Here is a 17,644-nt window from a genome sequence, read left to right as displayed (position 1 = left end):
CTGCTCCGCACACTAGACGGCGGCACTGACACTCCCTCACCCGTCCGGGTTAGCCTGCGGCGTGACCACGACGTTGCCACCCCTCCCCCCGGACGCCGCCCGGCTGCTCGACACCCTCGACGCCCCGCCCCGGCTGCGCGCGCACCTCGCGCTCGTGCACGAGGTCGCCGTGACGATCGCCGACTTCTGCGCCGCGACCGGCCTGGACGTCGACCGCGAGGCGTTGCTGTACGGCGCCGCCACCCATGACATCGGCAAGACCGTCCACCCCGAGGAGCTCTCCGCCCCCGGATCCGCCCACGAGCCGGCCGGGCACGCCCTGCTGCGCGCGCACGGCGTGCCCGACCGGCTCGCCCGCTTCGCCCGCAGCCACGCGAGCTGGGGCGAGCCCGGCGTCACCGTGGAGGAGCTGCTGGTCAGCCTCGCCGACAAGGCCTGGAAGAACAGCCGGGTCCGTGACCTGGAGGACCGTGTGGTCGCGCGGCTCGCGACCGCCACCGGCCGCGAGCCCTGGGAGGCGTTCCTCGCCCTCGACGACCTGCTGACCCGGATCGGCGACGACGCCCCGCGCCGCCTCGCCGTGCAGGCCGCACACCCCGTGCGGTAGGGCCCGTGCTCGAACTCCCGGCGTCGCACGGCAGGCGGGGGTCCGAAGGCGGGCCCTGGGTTCAGCGTCCGCGCAGCTCGTCCAGCTCGCGGCGCTCGCGCTTGGTCGGGCGCCCGGCGCCGCGGTCGCGCTCGAAGACCGGCGCGACGAACTCGCGCGGCGGTCGAGGCGGGCTCTGGTCGGTCAGGCACTCGGCCGCCACGGCCGCGCCGACCCGCTTGCGGATCGGCTTTCGCACGATGACGACCCGCTCGTAGCCCTCTTCGCGGACCCGGACCTCGTCCCCCGGCCGCAGCGGCTGGGCCGGTTTGGCCCGTTCGCCGTTCACCCGGACGTGCCCCGCCCGGCAGGCGGCCGCCGCCAGCGCACGCGTCCTGGTGAGCCGGACCGACCAGATCCAGCTGTCCACGCGGACGCTTCCCTCGTCTTCAGCCATTGCGGAAGTCTATGCAGTCGCCGGGACCTCCTGGACGGCCCAGCCGTTCCCGTCCGGATCGTTGAAGAACACGAACGAGTTCCAGGCCTCGCCGTGCCCGTTCACCCGCGTCCCCGCCTCGAAGTGCTGCACCGGGCTGACCTCCACGCCCCGCGCCGCCAGCTCCGCGTGCGCCTTGTCGATGTCCGCCACCACCAGCTGGAGACCCTTGACCGACCCGGGCGGCGCCTCGATCACGCCGTTGCCGACGACGATCGAGCACCTGGAGCCCGGCGGCGTCAGCTGGACCACCCGGACCCCGTCCCGAAGCCGGGTGTCGTGATCGACCGTGAAGCCGGCCTGCTCCTCGTAGAACTGCTTCGCCCGGTCGACGTCCGCCACCGGGAGCACGACCACTTCGAGCTTCCAGTCCATCGCCCTCACCCCTCTCGGTCGGGGCTCTTCCAGTATCCGTCCCCGTCTACCGCCGGGCCGTCGGATAGCCTGAGAACACGATGAATCCCCAGAGCACGCCCGCCGCCACGCTGCCGTTCACCACCCCGTGGGGCACCTTCGACCTCACCCGCCACCCCGAGGAGCCGCGCGAGCGGCTGCGCGCCTGGGATGCCGCCGACGAGTACCTCCTGCGCCACCTCGCGGGCGAGGCGGACAGCGCCGACGGCACCGCCACCGGGCTGGCCGGCCGCCGCGTCGTCGTCCTCGGCGACCGCTGGGGCGCCCTCGCCACCGCACTGGCCGCGTACGAACCCGTGCAGATCGGCGACTCCCACCTCGGCCGCGAGGCCACCCGCGCCAACCTGGCCCGGGCCGGCGCCCCCGTCGACCCGGCCCGGCTGCTCACCACCCGCGACACCCCGCCGGAGCGGATCGACGTCCTGCTGGTGCGCGTGCCCAAGAGCCTCGCCCTGCTGGAGGACCAGCTGCACCGGCTCGCCCCCGCCGTCCACCCCGGCACGGTGGTGATCGGCACCGGCATGGTCACCGAGATCCACACCTCCACCCTGCAGCTCTTCGAGCGGATCCTCGGCCCCACCCGCACCTCGCTCGCCGTCCGCAAGGCCCGGCTGATCTTCTGCACGCCCGACCCGGTGCTCGACCCCGGCCCCAGTCCGTGGCCGCACCGCTACGCCCTGCCCGGCGACATCGGCCCCGCCTCCGGGCGCACCGTCGTCAACCACGCCGGCACCTTCTGCGCCGAGCACCTCGACATCGGCACCCGCTTCTTCCTCGGCCACCTGCCGACCCCGGCCCCCGGCGACCGCGTGGTCGACCTCGGCTGCGGCAACGGAGTGGTCGGCACCGCCGCCGCGCTGGCCGGCCCGGGCGCCGAGCTGGTCTTCGTCGACGAGTCCCACCAGGCCGTCGCCTCCGCCGAGGAGACGTTCCGGACGAACCTCGGCCCGGACGCCCCGGCCGAGTTCCTGACGGCGGACGCGCTCGCGCCCGGGGTGATCGCACCCGGCTCGGTGGACCTCGTCCTGAACAACCCGCCGTTCCACTCGCACCAGGCGACCACCGACGCCACCGCGTGGCGGATGTTCACCGGCGCCCGCCGCGCCCTGCGCCCTGGGGGCGAACTCTGGGTGGTCGGCAACCGACACCTCGGCTACCACGTCAAGCTGCGCCGCCTCTTCGGCAACTGCCAACTCGTCGCGGGGAACCCCAAGTTCGTGGTGCTGCGGGCCGTCAAGCGCTGAGCCCCGCCGGGTCCCGGCAGACCCCCGCCCGGCCCCACCGGGCGGCCCCCGCACAGACTTCTTGCATGAATGTTCCGTGCTGCGTATATTCATGCCACGACGAAGGAGGAACGCCATGGCATTGCGAGTCGCCGTCGCCGGCGCGAGCGGATACGCGGGCGGCGAGGTGCTGCGCCTGCTGCTCGGCCACCCGGAGGTGGAGATCGGGGCGCTGACCGGCGGCTCGAACGCCGGCACGAAGCTGGGGGCGCTGCAGCCGCACCTGATCCCGCTCGCCGACCGCGTCCTCGAACCCACCACCCCCGAGGTGCTGGCCGACCACGACGTGGTGTTCCTCGCGCTGCCGCACGGCCAGTCCGCGGCCGTCGCCGAGGCGCTCGGGCGGAACGTGCTGATCGTCGACTGCGGCGCCGACTTCCGGCTCAGGGCCGCCGCCGACTGGGAGCAGTTCTACGGGACCCCGCACGCCGGCACCTGGCCCTACGGCCTGCCCGAACTCCCCGGTCACCGGGCCGTGTTGAAGGGCAGCAACCGGATCGCGGTGCCCGGCTGCTACCCGACGGCCGTCTCCCTCGCGCTGTACCCGGCGTACGCGGCCGGGCTCGCCGAGCCCGAGGCCGTCGTCGTCGCCGCCTCCGGCACCTCCGGCGCGGGCAAGGCGGCCAAGCCGCACCTGCTCGGCAGCGAGGTCATGGGCAACGTGAGCCCGTACGGCGTCGGCGGCGTGCACCGGCACACCCCCGAGATGGTGCAGAACCTCACCCCGGTCGCGGGCGAGCCGGTCACCGTCTCCTTCACCCCCACGCTCGTTCCGATGCCGCGCGGCATCCTCGCGACCTGCTCCGCCAAGGCCAGGCCCGGCGTGACGGCCGAGGGCCTGCGCGCCGCCTACGCCGAGGCGTACGCGGCCGAGCCGTTCGTCCACCTGCTGCCCGAGGGGCAGTGGCCGCAGACCAGCAGCGTGTACGGCGCCAACACCGCCCTCGTCCAGGTTGCCCTGGACCAGGCCGCCGGCCGGATCATCGCGATCAGCGCGATCGACAACCTCGTCAAGGGCACCGCGGGCGGCGCGGTGCAGAGCATGAACATCGCCCTCGGACTGCCCGAGGAGCTCGGCCTTCCCGTGAACGGAGTCGCACCGTGAGCAGCAGCACCAACGTGGGGGTGACGGCGGCCAAGGGCTTTCGCGCCGCCGGGGTCACCGCCGGCATCAAGGCCTCCGGCACCCCGGACCTCGCCCTGGTGGTCAACGACGGCCCCTCGCTCGCCGCTGCCGGTGTCTTCACCGCCAACCGGGTCAAGGCCGCGCCCGTCCTCTGGTCGGAGCAGGTCCTCAAGGGCGGCCAGGTCTGCGCCGTCGTCCTCAACTCCGGTGGCGCCAACGCCTGCACCGGCCCGCTCGGCTTCCAGGACACCCACGCCACCGCCGAGAAGGCGGCCGAGGAGCTGAAGCTGAACGCGGCCGAGATCGCCGTCGCCTCCACCGGCCTGATCGGCCAGCGGCTGCCCATGGACGTGCTGCTGCCCGGCGTCGCCCTGGCCGCCCGGGAGCTCAGCGCGACCGGCGGCGAGGCCGCCGCGATCGCCATCAAGACCACCGACACCGTCCACAAGACCGCCCAGGTCACCAGCCCGGCCGGCTGGACGATCGGCGGCATGGCCAAGGGCGCGGGCATGCTCGCCCCGAGCCTCGCCACCATGCTGGTCGTCCTCACCACCGACGCCGCCCTCGACAGCGGCGCCCTCGACGCCGCCCTGCGCGGCGCGACCCGCACCACCTTCGACCGGATCGACTCCGACGGCTGCATGTCGACCAACGACACCGTCCTGCTGCTCGCCTCCGGCGCCAGCGGCGTCACCCCGGACGAGGCCGAGTTCGCCGAGGCCGTCCGCACCGTCAGCGCCGACCTCGCCCGCCAGCTGATCGCCGACGCCGAGGGCGCGAGCAAGGACATCCGGATCGACGTCACCGGTGCCGCCACCGAGGACGAGGCCGTCGACGTCGCCCGCATGATCAGCCGCAACAACCTGCTCAAGTGCGCCATCCACGGCGAGGACCCCAACTGGGGCCGGGTGCTGGCCGCGATCGGCACGACCACCGCCACCTTCGACCCCGACCGGCTGGACGTCGCCATCAACGGCGTTTGGGTGTGCCGGGGCGGCAGCGTGGGGGAGGACCGTGACCTCGTCGACATGACCGGCCGCGAGGTCGTCATCACCGCGGACCTCAACGCCGGGACGGCGAGCGCCTCGCTGTGGACCAACGACCTGACGGCCGACTACGTTCACGAGAACAGCGCCTACTCGACCTGATCGGCGTCACTTCGTCCGCGACATCCTGGTCCGCATCCTGATCCGCGACATCCGTTCCGACGAGGGAAATCCGTGCAGATCGCACCCAAGGGCGAACAGGCCCGCAACAACACCGCGTTGCCGAAGGCCATGACGCTGATCGAGGCGCTGCCGTGGCTGGAGCGCTTCCACGGCAAGACCGTCGTGATCAAGTTCGGCGGCAACGCCATGGTCGACGACGGCCTCAAGGCGGCCTTCGCCCAGGACGTCGTCTTCCTCCGCTACGCCGGACTGCACCCCGTCGTCGTGCACGGCGGCGGCCCGCAGATCAGTGCCCAGCTGGACAAGCTTGGCCTGGAGTCCAGCTTCACCAACGGCCTGCGCGTCACCACCCCCGAGACCATGGACGTGGTCCGGATGGTGCTCGCCGGGCAGGTGCAGCGCGAGCTGGTCGGCCTGCTCAACGCGCACGGCCCGTTCGCCGTCGGCATGACCGGCGAGGACGCCCACACCATGACCGCCGTCAAGCGCTACGCGGTGGTGGAGGGCGAGCAGGTCGACATCGGCCTGGTCGGCGACATCGTCAACATCGAGGCCGGCGCCGTGAAGGCGCTGATCGCCGACGGCCGCATCCCGGTGATCTCCTCGATCGCCCGCGGCACCGACGGCCACGTCTACAACATCAACGCCGACACCGCCGCGTCCGCCCTCGCGGTCGCGCTCGGCGCCGAGATGCTGGTCGTCCTCACCGACGTCGAGGGTCTCTACAAGGACTGGCCCGACTCCGACGACGTGATCAGCCAGCTCGGCGCGAGCGAGCTGGAGGCGCTGCTGCCCGGCCTGGCCAGCGGCATGCTCCCCAAGATGGAGGGCTGCCTGCGCGCCGTCCGCTCCGGCGTGGGCACCGCCAGGGTCCTGGACGGCCGGGTGCCGCACAGCCTCCTGCTGGAGATCTTCACCGACGAGGGCATCGGCACGATGGTCGTGCCGGACGACGAACCGACCGTGACCGGGGGACTGGCATGACGCACAACGAGCAGCTCGCCGAGCGGTGGCAGCACGCCTTCACCGACAACTACGGCACCCCGCGCATCCCGCTGGTCCGCGGCGAGGGCGCCAAGCTGTGGGACGCGGACGGCAAGGAGTACACCGACCTGCTCGGCGGCATCGCCGTCAACGCCCTCGGCACCGCCCACCCGGCCGTCGTCGAGGCCGTGAGCCGGCAGATCGCCACCCTCGGCCACGTCTCCAACCTCTTCATGGCCGAGCCCACCATCGCCCTCGCCGAGCGGCTGCTGAAGCTGGACGGCCGGGAGGGCGGCCGGGTGTTCTTCTGCAACTCCGGCGCCGAGGCCAACGAGGCCGCGTTCAAGATCAGCCGCCGCACCGGCCGCACCCACCTGGTCGCCCTCGAAGGCGGCTTCCACGGCCGGACGATGGGCGCCCTGGCCCTCACCGGCCAGCCCGCCAAGCAGGACCCGTTCCGCCCGCTGCCCGGCGACGTCACCCACGTCCCGTTCGGCGACGTCGAGGCGCTGCGGGCGGCCGTCACCACCGGGACCGCCGCCGTCTTCCTGGAGCCGATCCAGGGCGAGAACGGCGCGATCCCGCTGCCCGAGGGCTACCTGCTCGCCGCCCGCGAGATCACCCGCGCCACCGGCACCCTGCTGGTCCTGGACGAGATCCAGACCGGCGTCGGCCGCACCGGGCACTGGTTCGCCCACCAGGCCGTCGAGGGCGTCGAGCCGGACGTCGTCACCCTCGCCAAGGCGCTGGGCGGCGGCCTGCCGATGGGCGCGGTGCTCGCCTTCGGGCCGGCGGCCGAGCTGCTCACCCCGGGCCAGCACGGCACCACCTTCGGCGGCAACCCGGTGGCCGCGGCGGCCGGGCTCGCGGTGCTCGACACCATCGAGTCGCAGGGCCTGCTGGAGCACGTCCGCAAGGTCGGCGAGCGGCTGCGCAGCGGCGTCGAGGCGCTCGGCGACCCGCTGGTGTCGCACGTGCGCGGCGCCGGTCTGCTGCTCGGCATCGTGCTCACCGAGCCCGTCTCGGCGCAGGTCCAGGCCGTCGCGCAGGAGGCAGGCTTCCTGGTCAACGCCGCCGTCCCGGACGCCGTCCGGCTCGTTCCGCCGCTGGTGCTGACCGAGCAGGAGGCGGACGCCTTCCTCGCGGCCCTGCCGGGCATCCTGAAGGCGGTGCGCGAGGGCGCCCCGGGCGATGCGAGCCGACGGTAGTCCGGGAGAATAATCACATGACCGCTTCCAGCTCCGGCCAGTCCGCCGCCGGCCCGTCGCCGCAGGTGCCGCAGACCCGCACCGCGCGCCACCGGCGGATCGTGGACCTGCTCACCCGCCAGCCCGTGCGCTCGCAGAGCCAGCTCGCCAAGCTGCTCGCCGACGACGGACTCGTGGTGACCCAGGCCACCCTCTCCCGGGACCTGGACGAGCTGGGCGCGGTCAAGATCCGCAACCGGGACGGCGCGCTGATCTACGCCGTCCCGGCCGAGGGCGGCGACCGCACGCCGCGCGCGCCGATGGGGGAGTCGGCCAGCGAGGGCCGGATGGCCCGTCTGGCCGGCGAGCTCATGGTCTCCGCCACCGCCTCCGGCAACCTCGTCGTCCTGCGCACCCCGCCGGGGGCCGCGCAGTTCCTCGCCTCGGCGATCGACCAGGCGGAGGTGTTCGAGATCATCGGCACCATCGCGGGCGACGACACCGTCCTGCTGATCAGCCGGGACCCGTCCGGCGGGCAGGCGCTCGCCGACCACCTCATGCAACTCGCCCAGGCCAAGGCGCAGTAGCGCGCACGACCCCGCGACGAACGACCCCCGGGCCCCGGCCGGTGGACTCCACCGGCCGGGGTTTTGCGTTTCATACGGCATAGTGCATACTTATGCCCATCGCCGCAAACCTGTACGGCCCCGAACGCGGAGTTGAGAGGAGAAAGCCGTGACCGAGCGCGTCATACTCGCCTACTCGGGTGGACTGGACACGTCCGTCTGCATCGGCTGGATCGCCGAGGAGACCGGCGCGGAGGTCATCGCCGTCGCCGTCGACGTCGGCCAGGGCGGCGAGGACCTCGACGTCATCCGTCAGCGCGCGCTGGACTGCGGCGCCGTCGAGGCCGAGGTCGCGGACGCCCGCGACGAGTTCGCCGACGAGTACTGCCTGCCGGCCATCAAGGCCAACGCGCTCTACCAGGGCCAGTACCCGCTGGTCTCCGCACTCTCCCGGCCGGTCATCGTCAAGCACCTGGCCGCCGCCGCGAAGAAGCACGGCGCCACCACCGTCGCCCACGGCTGCACGGGCAAGGGCAACGACCAGGTCCGCTTCGAGGTCGGCATCAACTCCCTGGCCCCCGGCCTGAAGTGCATCGCCCCGGTCCGCGACTACGCGATGACCCGGGACAAGGCCATCGCCTTCGCCGAGGCCAAGGGCCTGCCGATCGCCACCACGAAGAAGTCGCCGTACTCGATCGACCAGAACGTCTTCGGCCGGGCCGTCGAGACCGGCTTCCTGGAGGACATCTGGAACGCCCCGATCGAGGACGTCTACGAGTACACGCAGAACCCGGCCACCCCGCGCGAGGCCGACGAGGTCGTCATCACCTTCGAGGCCGGCGTCCCGGTCGCGATCGACGGCCGCAAGGTCACCGTCCTGGAGGCCGTCGAGGAGCTGAACCGGCGGGCGGGCGCCCAGGGCGTCGGCCGGCTGGACATGGTCGAGGACCGGCTGGTCGGCATCAAGTCCCGGGAGATCTACGAGGCCCCCGGCGCGATCGCCCTGATCACCGCCCACCAGGCCCTGGAGAACGTCACCGTCGAGCGCGAACTCGCCCGCTACAAGCGGCAGGTGGAGCAGCGCTGGGCCGAACTCGTCTACGACGGCCTCTGGTTCTCCCCGCTCAAGCGCGCGCTGGACGGCTTCGTCGACGAGGCCAGCCGGTACGTCTCCGGCGACATCCGGATGGTCCTGCACGGCGGCCGGGCCGTCGTCGACGGCCGCAGGTCCGACCGGTCGCTGTACGACTTCAACCTCGCCACCTATGACACCGGCGACACCTTCGACCAGTCGATGTCCAAGGGCTTCATCGAGATCTTCGGAATGTCCTCGAAGCTCGCCGCCCGCCGCGACCTCGCCTGACCCGCCCCGCTAGAGTCCCCCAACACCCGTCCCCCGTAAGGAGCCCACGCGATGACCGCCGACCAGAACGCCGACGTCCGCCTCTGGGGCGCGCGCTTCGCCGACGGCCCGTCCGAGGCCCTGGCCAAGCTCTCCGCCTCGGTCCACTTCGACTGGCGCCTCGCGCCCTACGACATCGCCGGCTCCAAGGCCCACGCCCGGGTCCTGCACAAGGCCGGCCTGCTCAGCGGCGACGAGCTCGCCGCCATGCTGGCCGGGCTGGACCAGCTGCTCGCCGACGTCGAGGCCGGCACCTTCACCGGCACCGTCGCCGACGAGGACGTCCACACCGCCCTGGAACGCGGCCTGCTGGAGCGGCTCGGCGCCGGACTCGGCGGCAAGCTGCGGGCCGGCCGCTCCCGCAACGACCAGATCGCCACGCTGTTCCGGATGTACCTGCGGGACCACGCGAAGACCATCGGCGGGCTGCTCCTGGACCTCCAGCACGCCCTGGTCAAGCTGGCCGAGGCGCACCCCGACACCGCGATGCCGGGTCGCACGCACCTCCAGCACGCCCAGCCCGTCCTCTTCGCCCACCACGTCCTCGCGCACGTGCAGGCCCTCGGCCGGGACGCCGAGCGGCTGCGCCAGTGGGACGCCCGCACGGCCGTCTCGCCGTACGGCTCCGGGGCGCTGGCCGGCTCCTCGCTCGGCCTGGACCCGCAGGCCGTCGCCGCCGACCTCGGCTTCGAGGGCGGCTCGGTCGCCAACTCCATCGACGGCACGGCCTCGCGCGACTTCGTCGCCGAGTTCGCGTTCGTGACCGCGATGATCGGCATCAACCTCTCCCGGATCGCGGAGGAGGTGATCATCTGGAACACCAAGGAGTTCGGCTTCATCACGCTGCACGACGCCTTCTCCACCGGTTCCTCGATCATGCCGCAGAAGAAGAACCCGGACATCGCCGAGCTCGCCCGTGGCAAGTCCGGCCGACTGATCGGCAACCTGACCGGCCTGCTGGCCACCCTCAAGGCGCTGCCGCTCGCCTACAACCGGGACCTCCAGGAGGACAAGGAGCCGGTCTTCGACTCCTGCGACACGCTGGAGGTGCTGCTGCCCGCGTTCACCGGGATGATGGCCACCCTCACCGTGCACCGGGAGCGGCTGGAGGAGCTGGCGCCGGCCGGCTTCTCGCTCGCCACCGACATCGCCGAGTGGCTGGTCAAGCAGGGTGTGCCGTTCCGGGTCGCGCACGAGGTGGCCGGCGCCTGCGTCAAGGTCTGCGAGGCGCAGGGCATCGAGCTGTCGGACCTGACGGACGAGCAGTTCGCTTCGATCTCCGAGCACCTGACGCCCGAGGTCCGGTCGGTCCTCAGCGTGCACGGCGCCATCGCGGCCCGCAGCGGGCGCGGCGGCACGGCGCCGTCCGCGGTGGCCGTGCAGCTGGCCGAGGTCAAGGCCGACCTGGCCGCCCAGCAGGACTGGGTCCAGGGCTGACTTCTGGTGCAGCGGGGGAGGGGCGTGGCGGGCGGACCGTCGCGCCCCTGTCCCGTACGCGCGACCGGCGGGGCGTAACCGGCCCCGGCCGGGCCGGGTCAAGCACGGCGTGTGTCCCATCCTGCCGACCGTCCCCTCCGCCGAGGACCAGTTCCTCGCCGAGCGCCGCCGCCGCGTGGTCCGCGACGCGGTGGCCGCCCTGCCCGGCCGCTGCCCCCAGCTGGTCGCCGCCCTTGCCGAGGACCCGCCCCCGACCTACCGCGAACTCTCCGAACGCCTCGGCATGCCCCGCGGCTCCATCGGCCCCACCCGCTCCCGCTGCCTCGCCTGCCTCCGCGCCCTCCTCCGCACCGAGCGCTACCCGTGACCCCGCCGGGTGACCCTCCCCACACCCACCCCCGCCCGGGCCTCCCCCACCCGCGTGACCCCGCCACGTCGGGCCTTCGCCGCCCCTCCCCTCACTCTCACGCGGGCCTCCGATCCCCCGGCCTTCACCCGCGTGACCCTCGCCACGTCGGGCCTCCAAAAGGTTGAGAGAAGCTGACGCACGGGTAGAGCGCTGGCGAACCTAGCTCTTGACGGTGCCGCGACCGCTCGGATACTGAGCGTGAGCGCGTCACCCTCTGCGCGCCGCGCACGACGATGGGGAGGCCCCGGCACATGGGCATGAGCGTGATCATCTCGGCGGCGGACGCCGAGGACGCGGAGCAGATCCTCAAGCTCCAGTACCTCGGCTACCAGGCCGAGGCCGAGCTGTACGGCGACTGGGCGATCGAGCCCCTCACGCAGACTCTGGCGAGCCTGCGCGCCGAACTGTCCGAGCAGCACGTCCTGGTCGCCCGCCTCGGTGACGAGGTCGTCGGCACCGTCCGCGGCCGCGTCGACGGCGACGGCATCGGCCGGATAGCGCGCCTCGTCGTCCACCCCCGGATGCAGCGGCACGGCCTGGGCGGCCGCCTCCTGGACGCCCTGGAGCGCCGCCTCGCCGAGGGCGGGAGCCCCGTCACCGCCTACCACCTGTTCACCGGCCACCGCAGCCTCGGCAACCTGCGCCTGTACGCCCGCCAGGGCTACCGGCAGACCCGCGTCGAGCAGGTCAGCGGCCGCCTGAGCTTCGTGCACCTGGAGAAGCCCGTCGCGGCCCCGCTCGCCGCGACCGCCTGAGCCTCCCCGCTGCCCCGCTGACTCGGCGCCGCCACGATCCGGACACCCCGGAGGCGGCGCCGAGTCACATTTTCGCAGGTCAAGGTCGCGAGTGTCCGCATTATGGACAGTGCATCCACATAATTGGGCCGCGAACAGCCCATCTGATTTACTGGCTCACATGACTGCGACGACGAATTGGACCCCCACCGGCACCCTGCCGGCAGGTGAGCGTTCCATGTGCCGTCGAATGTGTCACTGCTGAGGGCCACCGTCCCCACTCCTCGCGCCCCGAAGCGAGACCCCGGCGCCCCGCTCCCGTCCGTGTGAGCGCGCCCAGCCTGTCGCACCCCCTTCCGTCCGCATGCCCGCACACCCGCGGCTGCCGATGACTCGTAGGGGCCACGCCGTCGCGCGGCCCGGCCGTCCAGCGGCCACGGTCAAGGGGGTGGCAGGTCCGGATCCCCCTGGCGAAGCGCCGTGGACGCCGCCGACCGCAACCCGGTCGGGCGGTCGACACGTCGCCCGCCCCTGACCCACGGAAGCAGTTGTGATCACCACCACGGACCTCACGAAGGTCTACCGCTCCCGAGGCCGCGAGGTGACCGCCCTCGCCGGTGTCGACCTGCACGTCCGGCCGGGCGAGGTCTACGGAGTCGTCGGCACCAGCGGCGCCGGCAAGTCCACCCTCATCCGCTGCGTGAACATGCTGGAGCGCCCGACCTCCGGCACCGTCACCGTGGACGGGGTCGAGCTGACCGCGCTGTCCGGCGGCGAGAACCGGGCCGGACGGGAGCTGCGCGAGGCGCGGCGCCGGATCGGCATGGTCTTCCAGCACTTCAACCTGCTGTCCTCGCGGACGGTGCAGCAGAACGTCGAGCTCCCGCTGGAGATCATCGGTCTCGACCGCGCCGAGCGCCGCCGCAAGGCCGCCGAACTGCTCGACCTGGTCGGCCTCGCCGCCTTGGCCCGCAGCTACCCCAATCAGCTCTCGGGCGGCCAGAAGCAGCGCGTCGGCATCGCCCGCGCTCTGGCCGGCGACCCGAAGGTGCTGCTCTCGGACGAGGCCACCTCGGCGCTCGACCCGGAGACCACCCGCTCGATCCTCAAGCTGCTGCGCGACCTCAACCGGCAGCTCGGCCTGACGGTCCTGCTGATCACCCACGAGATGGACGTCATCAAGTCCGTCTGCGACTCCGCCGCCCTGATGCGCGGCGGCCGGGTGGTCGAGTCGGGCGAGCTGACCGACCTGCTCGCCAGGCCCGGCTCCGAGCTGGCCCGCGAGCTGTTCCCGCTCGGCGAGTCCGGCACCGGCCACCCCGGTTCGACCGTGCTGGAGATCACCTTCCAGGGCGACACCTCGGCCCAGCCGTTCGTCTCCCAGCTCGCCCGCACCTACCAGATCGACATCAACATCCTGGGCGCCGCGGTGGAGACCATCGCCGGCCGGATGGTCGGCCGCATGCGGGTCGAGCTGCCCGGCGGCCACCAGGACAACGTGGTGCCGATCGGCTACCTGCGCGAGCAGGGCCTGCAGGTGGACGTACTCGGCGCGGCGGACGGAGCGGTGGCATGACCTGGGACCAGATGCAGGCCCTGATGGGGCCGGCCACGCAGGAGACCTTCCAGATGGTCGGCCTCTCCGCGCTGTTCACGGTGCTGATCGGCCTGCCGCTGGGCGTCCTGCTGGTGCTGACCGACAAGGGCGGTCTGCTGGCCAACCGGGCCGTCAGCAAGGCCATCGGCTCCGTCGTGAACATCGCCCGCTCGGTGCCGTTCATCATCCTGATGATCGCCCTGATCTCCTTCACCCGCTGGCTGGTCGGCACCTCCATCGGCTGGCAGGCGGCGACCGTGCCGCTCACGATCGGCGCCATCCCGTTCTTCGCGCGCCTGGTCGAGACCTCCGTCCGCGAGGTCGACCGCGGCCTGGTCGAGGCCGTCCAGGCGATGGGCGCCGGCACCTGGACGATCGTCCGCAAGACCCTGCTGCCCGAGGCGCTGCCGGGCCTGGCCGCCTCGGTGACCACCACGGTCATCACGCTGATCGGCTACTCGGCGATGGCCGGCACGGTCGGCGGCGGCGGCCTCGGCACCCTGGCCGTCAACTACGGCTACCAGCGCTTCGAGACGGCCTTCATGTGGGTCATCGTCGCCGAGCTGGTGATCCTCGTCACCGCCGTCCAGCTGATCGGCGACTTCGCCGTCCGCAGCCTCGCCGACCGCGGCCGCTCCGGCGGCCGGACCCGGCTGCTCCGCGGCGCCCCGGCGGCCCGCGACGAGGACCTCGTCGCCTCCTAGACCTCCCGCGTCCGACTCCGGCCGCGGCTCCCCGCACCACGCAGAAAGGCACTTTTCGTGCGCAACGCCCTGAAGTTCACCAGCGTCATCGCCACCGCGGGCCTCGCCCTCTCGCTGGCCGCGTGCGGCAGCTCCGGTTCGTCGTCCTCGGACCCGAACGCGCCGCTGACCGTCATCGCCAGCCCCACCCCGCACGGCCAGATCCTCAAGTTCGTCAAGGACAACCTCGCGGACAAGGCGGGTCTGAAGCTCGACATCAAGGAGGTCACCGACTACGTGACCCCCAACACCGCGGTGCAGGACGGCTCGGCCGACGCCAACTACTTCCAGCACGTCCCGTACCTGGAGGACTTCGACAAGAAGCACGGAACCGACATCGTCCCGGTCGAGCCCGTGCACCTGGAGCCGCTGGGCGTCTACTCCAAGAAGGTCAAGTCGATCGCCGACCTGCCGGACGGCGCCACCATCGGCCTGCCGAACGATGCCACCAACGAGGGGCGCGCCCTCAAGCTGCTGGCCGACAACAAGCTCATCACGCTCAAGGACGGCGTCACCACCACCGCCACCCCGGCCGACGTGACCGGCAACCCGAAGAACCTCAAGTGGAAGGAGCTGGAGGCCGCCCAGCTGCCCCGCTCCGTCGCCGACCTCGACGCCGCCGTCATCAACGGCAACTACGCGCTCGACTCCGGGCTGAAGCCGGCCACCGACGCGCTCGTCCTGGAGAAGGCCGAGGGCAACCCGTACGCCAACATCCTCGCCGTCAAGAAGGGCAAGGAGAACGACCCGCGGGTCAAGAAGCTCGCCGAGCTGCTGCACTCCGACGAGGTCAAGAAGTACATCGACGACACCTTCAAGGGCTCGGTCATCCCGGCCTTCTGACCGTCCGTCCCACCCCGCACACCTGCACACCCGTGACGTCCGACCGGGCCCCCGCCGCACCTCGGCGGGGGCCCGGTCGGGCAGTATGCACGAGGGGCGCCCCGGGCCGGAGGCGTTCTGACGTACCGTCGTGCGGGCGGCGCACCGCGTGGTACCCGGGGTGCGCCGGAGGCGTACGGTGTTGTGTTCACGACCCGGCGAGGAGAGACGGCATGGCAGCGAGCTTCCCCGAGACCGCCATCAGCACCGAAAGGCTGCTGCTGCGGCCGCTTTCGGAGGACGACGCGCCCGGTCTCGCCACGATGATGGCCGACGACCTCGTCCTCGCCTGGACCGACCTGCCGCACCCCTTCACCGAGGAGTACGCGGCCGACCTCGCCCGCAACGTCGCCCCCGCCCACCGGGCCGCCGGGCGCGGCATCGTCTTCGCGGTCACCGAGCACCTCACCCAGCGCCTGGTCGGCCTGGTCGAGCTGCGCGGCACCGACTGGCGGCTGCGCACCACCGAGATCGCCTACGTCACCGCCGCCTGGGCACGTGGCGAGGGCTACGCGCCGGAGGCCGTCCTCGGCGTCGCCCAGTGGCTCTTCGAGGACCGCGGCTTCCTGCGCCTGGAGATGCGCACCGCCGCCGGGAACACCGCCGCCCAGCAGGTCGCCCAGAAGATCGGCGGCATCAGCGAGGGCGTGCTGCGCAGTGCCTGGATAGTCCGGGGGGAGTCCGGGGAGGTGGTGGAAGAGAGCCGCAGCGACGTCATCCTGTGGAGCCTCCTCCCCGAGGACATGGAGGCCCCCGAGCCGCAGCAACCCGGTCGGCACGGCGACCACCGCTACGTCCTGCGCGACTGACTCCCCACGGAACCGCCCCCCGGGCTTCACGCACACGTGTGCGAGATTTCGCCGCCGAAGGGATCACACCCGGTAGCCTCTGTCGGGCGCCGAACTGCGGCGCGGTTTGTCGGCGCACCGAGTCGAGGGAGAACGGCCGCAGATGGCTGACCGGATCACGGTCATCGGGTGGGACGGCACGCCGCTGACCGAGGCCGCCGGCGCGGCCCTCGCCGCGGCGACCCTGGTCGCCGGCGCCCCCTACCAACTGGGCGCCCTCCCGGTGCCGCCCACCGCCGAGCGGATCGCGCTCGGCAACATCCGGCAGGCCGCCCGCAGGATCGCCGAGCACCGCGGTGCCGCCGTCGTGGTCGCCGAGGGCGACCCGGGCTTCTTCGGTGTCGTCCGCACCCTGCGCCGCCCCGAGTACGGCCTCGAACTGGAAGTCCTGCCCGCCGTCTCCTCCGTCGCCGCCGCCTTCGCCCGGGCCGGCATGCCGTGGGAGGACGCCCAGGTGGTCAGCGCCCACGGCGGCCGGCTGCGCCGCGCGGCCAACATCTGCCGGGCCCACCCCAAGGTCGCGGTGCTCACCGCCCCCGGCGCCGGGCCGGGCGAACTCGCCCTCATGCTGCACGGGGTGCACCGGACGTTCGTCGTCTGTGAGGCCCTCGGCACGCCCGACGAGGACGTCACCGTCCTCACCTCCGACCGGATCGCCGACCACGCCTGGCGCGATCCCAACGTCGTGCTGGTCATCGGCGGCAACGGCGGCGTCCCGGCCGGGCCGGTGGACGAGGCGGCCGGCTGGCTCGCGGGGCGCCCGCTCGGCTTCCCCGGCGCGGACCGCGGCTGGGCGCTCCCCGGCGACGCCTACGCGGGCGCCGGGCGCGCGGCGGACGATCCCGGCGCGTCGGAGGCGCTCCCCGCGCACGCGCGCGCCCTGGTGCTGGCCCGTCTGGGTGCTCGTCCGGGAGACCTGGTCTGGTCGGTCGGCGCGGGCAGCGGCGCCCTCGCCGTGGAGGCGGCCCGGTTCGGCGCCGCCGTCGTCGCCGTCGAGGCCTCCCGCTCGGCCTGCGCCCGGATCGCCGTCAACGCCCGCCGGTACGGCGTCGAGGTGGAGACGGTGCACGGGCAGGGCCCCGAGGTGCTGGGCGGACTGCCGGAGCCGGACGCGGCGGTGGTCGAGTCGGGCGGCCTCGGCGTCGTGCGCGCGGTGCTGGCCCGCAAGCCCGAACGGTTCGTGGCCGTGGCCCGCACGTTCGCCGAGGCCGAGGAGTTCCGCCGGGCGATCGGCGAGGCCGGCTACCGGGCGGACGGCGCGCTGCTGCAGTCGACCCCGCTGCTCGCCGCGGACGGCGGAGGGGTGGCACTGGGGGCGGGCAGGCCGGGCGCGCTGTTGCTCTGGGGTGAGCAGATCGTGTGAAGGCCCGGGGCGCGGCCGGTGTTCCGGGTGAAAATGGCGGCGGGATGCCGAGGGGGGTCGGCGGTGATCCAGGTCGCATCCGGACACTGATTCGAGAGGTGACGGCGCCGGGCCGGTAGTGTGGCGTCCTGGTCGGCGGCAGCGGTCGATGACCTGCCCGATCCGGTCGGTTTGTCACCTTTTTGACGTGGTGCTACCCGGCCGGGTTCGGAGTGTGGGCGATTCGACGGGCCGCGTGCCGGACCTGGAGAATGCCGTAGGGTCCGGTGCGGTGGTGCCGGTCGCCCCGGGCTGTCGTTGTTTCAGATGGCGCGCCGCCCCGCAGGGGAGGCGCGCGGGCCGGGGTGCCGCAGCGCGCCGGAAGGACTTTGGCCGCAGCGCCTCGGCGCGGCGGCCGCATGTGGTTGAGGGGCGGGTC

The 17,644-nt window shown here is 72.9% G+C and carries 18 protein-coding genes; 16 read left to right on the top strand and 2 right to left on the bottom strand.

What is annotated here, in order from left to right:
* Positions 1 to 61 precede the first annotated feature (61 nt).
* A complete protein-coding gene (locus tag ACWCXH_RS19965) occupies positions 62 to 607 on the top strand; it encodes an HD domain-containing protein (RefSeq protein WP_449802753.1) in 546 nt (181 codons plus the stop codon).
* 61 nt (positions 608 to 668) lie between these two features.
* On the opposite strand, the gene ACWCXH_RS19960 is transcribed toward ACWCXH_RS19965, so the two are convergent.
* Both ACWCXH_RS19960 and ACWCXH_RS19955 read right to left on the bottom strand, forming a co-directional pair.
* Positions 669 to 1,043 (bottom strand): RNA-binding S4 domain-containing protein, encoded by a 375-nt coding sequence (locus tag ACWCXH_RS19960; RefSeq protein ID WP_449802752.1) that lies wholly within the window; start codon positions 1,041 to 1,043, stop codon positions 669 to 671.
* A 9-nt stretch (positions 1,044 to 1,052) separates the two neighbouring features.
* Positions 1,053 to 1,457 carry a VOC family protein gene (locus ACWCXH_RS19955; protein ID WP_449802751.1) on the bottom strand — a complete coding sequence of 135 codons (405 nt, stop codon included), beginning with the start codon at positions 1,455 to 1,457 and terminating at the stop codon, positions 1,053 to 1,055.
* A gap of 80 nt (positions 1,458 to 1,537) precedes the next feature.
* Between ACWCXH_RS19955 and ACWCXH_RS19950 the strand changes: the two genes are divergently transcribed.
* The 15 genes from ACWCXH_RS19950 to cbiE all read left to right on the top strand — a co-directional run bounded on the left by ACWCXH_RS19950 (position 1,538) and on the right by cbiE (position 17,226).
* Positions 1,538 to 2,740, top strand: a complete 1,203-nt coding sequence (locus tag ACWCXH_RS19950) for a methyltransferase (RefSeq protein WP_449802750.1) — start codon at positions 1,538 to 1,540, stop codon at positions 2,738 to 2,740.
* 115 nt (positions 2,741 to 2,855) lie between these two features.
* Entirely contained in the window at positions 2,856 to 3,884 is a 1,029-nt protein-coding gene (gene argC / locus ACWCXH_RS19945) for an N-acetyl-gamma-glutamyl-phosphate reductase (protein WP_449802749.1), read from the top strand.
* A gap of 14 nt (positions 3,885 to 3,898) precedes the next feature.
* Positions 3,899 to 5,053: a bifunctional glutamate N-acetyltransferase/amino-acid acetyltransferase ArgJ gene (gene argJ / locus ACWCXH_RS19940; RefSeq protein ID WP_449802853.1), complete on the top strand. Its 1,155-nt coding sequence runs from the start codon at positions 3,899 to 3,901 to the stop codon at positions 5,051 to 5,053.
* Positions 5,054 to 5,182: 129 nt separating this feature from the next.
* Positions 5,183 to 6,058, top strand: coding sequence for an acetylglutamate kinase (gene argB / locus ACWCXH_RS19935; protein ID WP_449802852.1), 876 nt, complete (start codon positions 5,183 to 5,185; stop codon positions 6,056 to 6,058).
* Positions 6,055 to 7,266, top strand: coding sequence for an acetylornithine transaminase (locus ACWCXH_RS19930; RefSeq protein WP_449802748.1), 1,212 nt, complete (start codon positions 6,055 to 6,057; stop codon positions 7,264 to 7,266). Before argB ends, ACWCXH_RS19930 begins: the two co-directional genes overlap by 4 nt.
* Positions 7,267 to 7,283: 17 nt before the next feature.
* Positions 7,284 to 7,832, top strand: a complete 549-nt coding sequence (locus tag ACWCXH_RS19925; RefSeq protein WP_449802747.1) for an arginine repressor — start codon at positions 7,284 to 7,286, stop codon at positions 7,830 to 7,832.
* A gap of 148 nt (positions 7,833 to 7,980) precedes the next feature.
* On the top strand, positions 7,981 to 9,174 hold the full coding sequence (locus ACWCXH_RS19920) for an argininosuccinate synthase (RefSeq protein WP_449802746.1): 1,194 nt from the start codon (positions 7,981 to 7,983) through the stop codon (positions 9,172 to 9,174).
* A 51-nt stretch (positions 9,175 to 9,225) separates the two neighbouring features.
* Positions 9,226 to 10,650 carry an argininosuccinate lyase gene (argH, locus tag ACWCXH_RS19915; protein ID WP_449802745.1) on the top strand — a complete coding sequence of 475 codons (1,425 nt, stop codon included), beginning with the start codon at positions 9,226 to 9,228 and terminating at the stop codon, positions 10,648 to 10,650.
* A 109-nt stretch (positions 10,651 to 10,759) separates the two neighbouring features.
* Positions 10,760 to 11,017 carry a hypothetical protein gene (locus ACWCXH_RS19910; protein ID WP_449802744.1) on the top strand — a complete coding sequence of 86 codons (258 nt, stop codon included), beginning with the start codon at positions 10,760 to 10,762 and terminating at the stop codon, positions 11,015 to 11,017.
* Between the two features lie 293 nt (positions 11,018 to 11,310).
* Complete coding sequence (locus tag ACWCXH_RS19905; protein WP_449802743.1) at positions 11,311 to 11,814, top strand: GNAT family N-acetyltransferase; 504 nt, start codon at positions 11,311 to 11,313, stop codon at positions 11,812 to 11,814.
* 529 nt (positions 11,815 to 12,343) lie between these two features.
* Positions 12,344 to 13,369 carry a methionine ABC transporter ATP-binding protein gene (locus tag ACWCXH_RS19900; RefSeq protein WP_449802742.1) on the top strand — a complete coding sequence of 342 codons (1,026 nt, stop codon included), beginning with the start codon at positions 12,344 to 12,346 and terminating at the stop codon, positions 13,367 to 13,369.
* On the top strand, positions 13,366 to 14,094 hold the full coding sequence (locus ACWCXH_RS19895; protein WP_449802741.1) for a methionine ABC transporter permease: 729 nt from the start codon (positions 13,366 to 13,368) through the stop codon (positions 14,092 to 14,094). Before ACWCXH_RS19900 ends, ACWCXH_RS19895 begins: the two co-directional genes overlap by 4 nt.
* A gap of 57 nt (positions 14,095 to 14,151) precedes the next feature.
* Positions 14,152 to 14,976, top strand: a complete 825-nt coding sequence (locus ACWCXH_RS19890; RefSeq protein WP_449802740.1) for a MetQ/NlpA family ABC transporter substrate-binding protein — start codon at positions 14,152 to 14,154, stop codon at positions 14,974 to 14,976.
* 212 nt (positions 14,977 to 15,188) lie between these two features.
* Positions 15,189 to 15,824: a GNAT family N-acetyltransferase gene (locus ACWCXH_RS19885; RefSeq protein WP_449802739.1), complete on the top strand. Its 636-nt coding sequence runs from the start codon at positions 15,189 to 15,191 to the stop codon at positions 15,822 to 15,824.
* A 142-nt stretch (positions 15,825 to 15,966) separates the two neighbouring features.
* Positions 15,967 to 17,226: a precorrin-6y C5,15-methyltransferase (decarboxylating) subunit CbiE gene (gene cbiE, locus ACWCXH_RS19880; protein WP_449802738.1), complete on the top strand. Its 1,260-nt coding sequence runs from the start codon at positions 15,967 to 15,969 to the stop codon at positions 17,224 to 17,226.
* Positions 17,227 to 17,644: the final 418 nt, after the last annotated feature.

The sequence above is a fragment of the Kitasatospora sp. NPDC001660 genome (genome assembly GCF_053596725.1).
This window is presented reverse-complemented; position numbering and strand designations above follow the sequence as displayed.

Coding starts and splice junctions, on each gene's coding strand:
- ACWCXH_RS19960 (WP_449802752.1), bottom strand. CDS start 1,043: ATGGCTGAAGACGAGGGAAGCGTCCGCGTGGACAGCTGGATCTGGTCG.
- ACWCXH_RS19955 (WP_449802751.1), bottom strand. CDS start 1,457: ATGGACTGGAAGCTCGAAGTGGTCGTGCTCCCGGTGGCGGACGTCGAC.
- ACWCXH_RS19950 (WP_449802750.1), top strand. CDS start 1,538: ATGAATCCCCAGAGCACGCCCGCCGCCACGCTGCCGTTCACCACCCCG.
- argC (WP_449802749.1), top strand. CDS start 2,856: ATGGCATTGCGAGTCGCCGTCGCCGGCGCGAGCGGATACGCGGGCGGC.
- argB (WP_449802852.1), top strand. CDS start 5,183: ATGACGCTGATCGAGGCGCTGCCGTGGCTGGAGCGCTTCCACGGCAAG.
- ACWCXH_RS19930 (WP_449802748.1), top strand. CDS start 6,055: ATGACGCACAACGAGCAGCTCGCCGAGCGGTGGCAGCACGCCTTCACC.
- ACWCXH_RS19925 (WP_449802747.1), top strand. CDS start 7,284: ATGACCGCTTCCAGCTCCGGCCAGTCCGCCGCCGGCCCGTCGCCGCAG.
- argH (WP_449802745.1), top strand. CDS start 9,226: ATGACCGCCGACCAGAACGCCGACGTCCGCCTCTGGGGCGCGCGCTTC.
- ACWCXH_RS19905 (WP_449802743.1), top strand. CDS start 11,311: ATGGGCATGAGCGTGATCATCTCGGCGGCGGACGCCGAGGACGCGGAG.
- ACWCXH_RS19895 (WP_449802741.1), top strand. CDS start 13,366: ATGACCTGGGACCAGATGCAGGCCCTGATGGGGCCGGCCACGCAGGAG.
- ACWCXH_RS19885 (WP_449802739.1), top strand. CDS start 15,189: ATGGCAGCGAGCTTCCCCGAGACCGCCATCAGCACCGAAAGGCTGCTG.
- cbiE (WP_449802738.1), top strand. CDS start 15,967: ATGGCTGACCGGATCACGGTCATCGGGTGGGACGGCACGCCGCTGACC.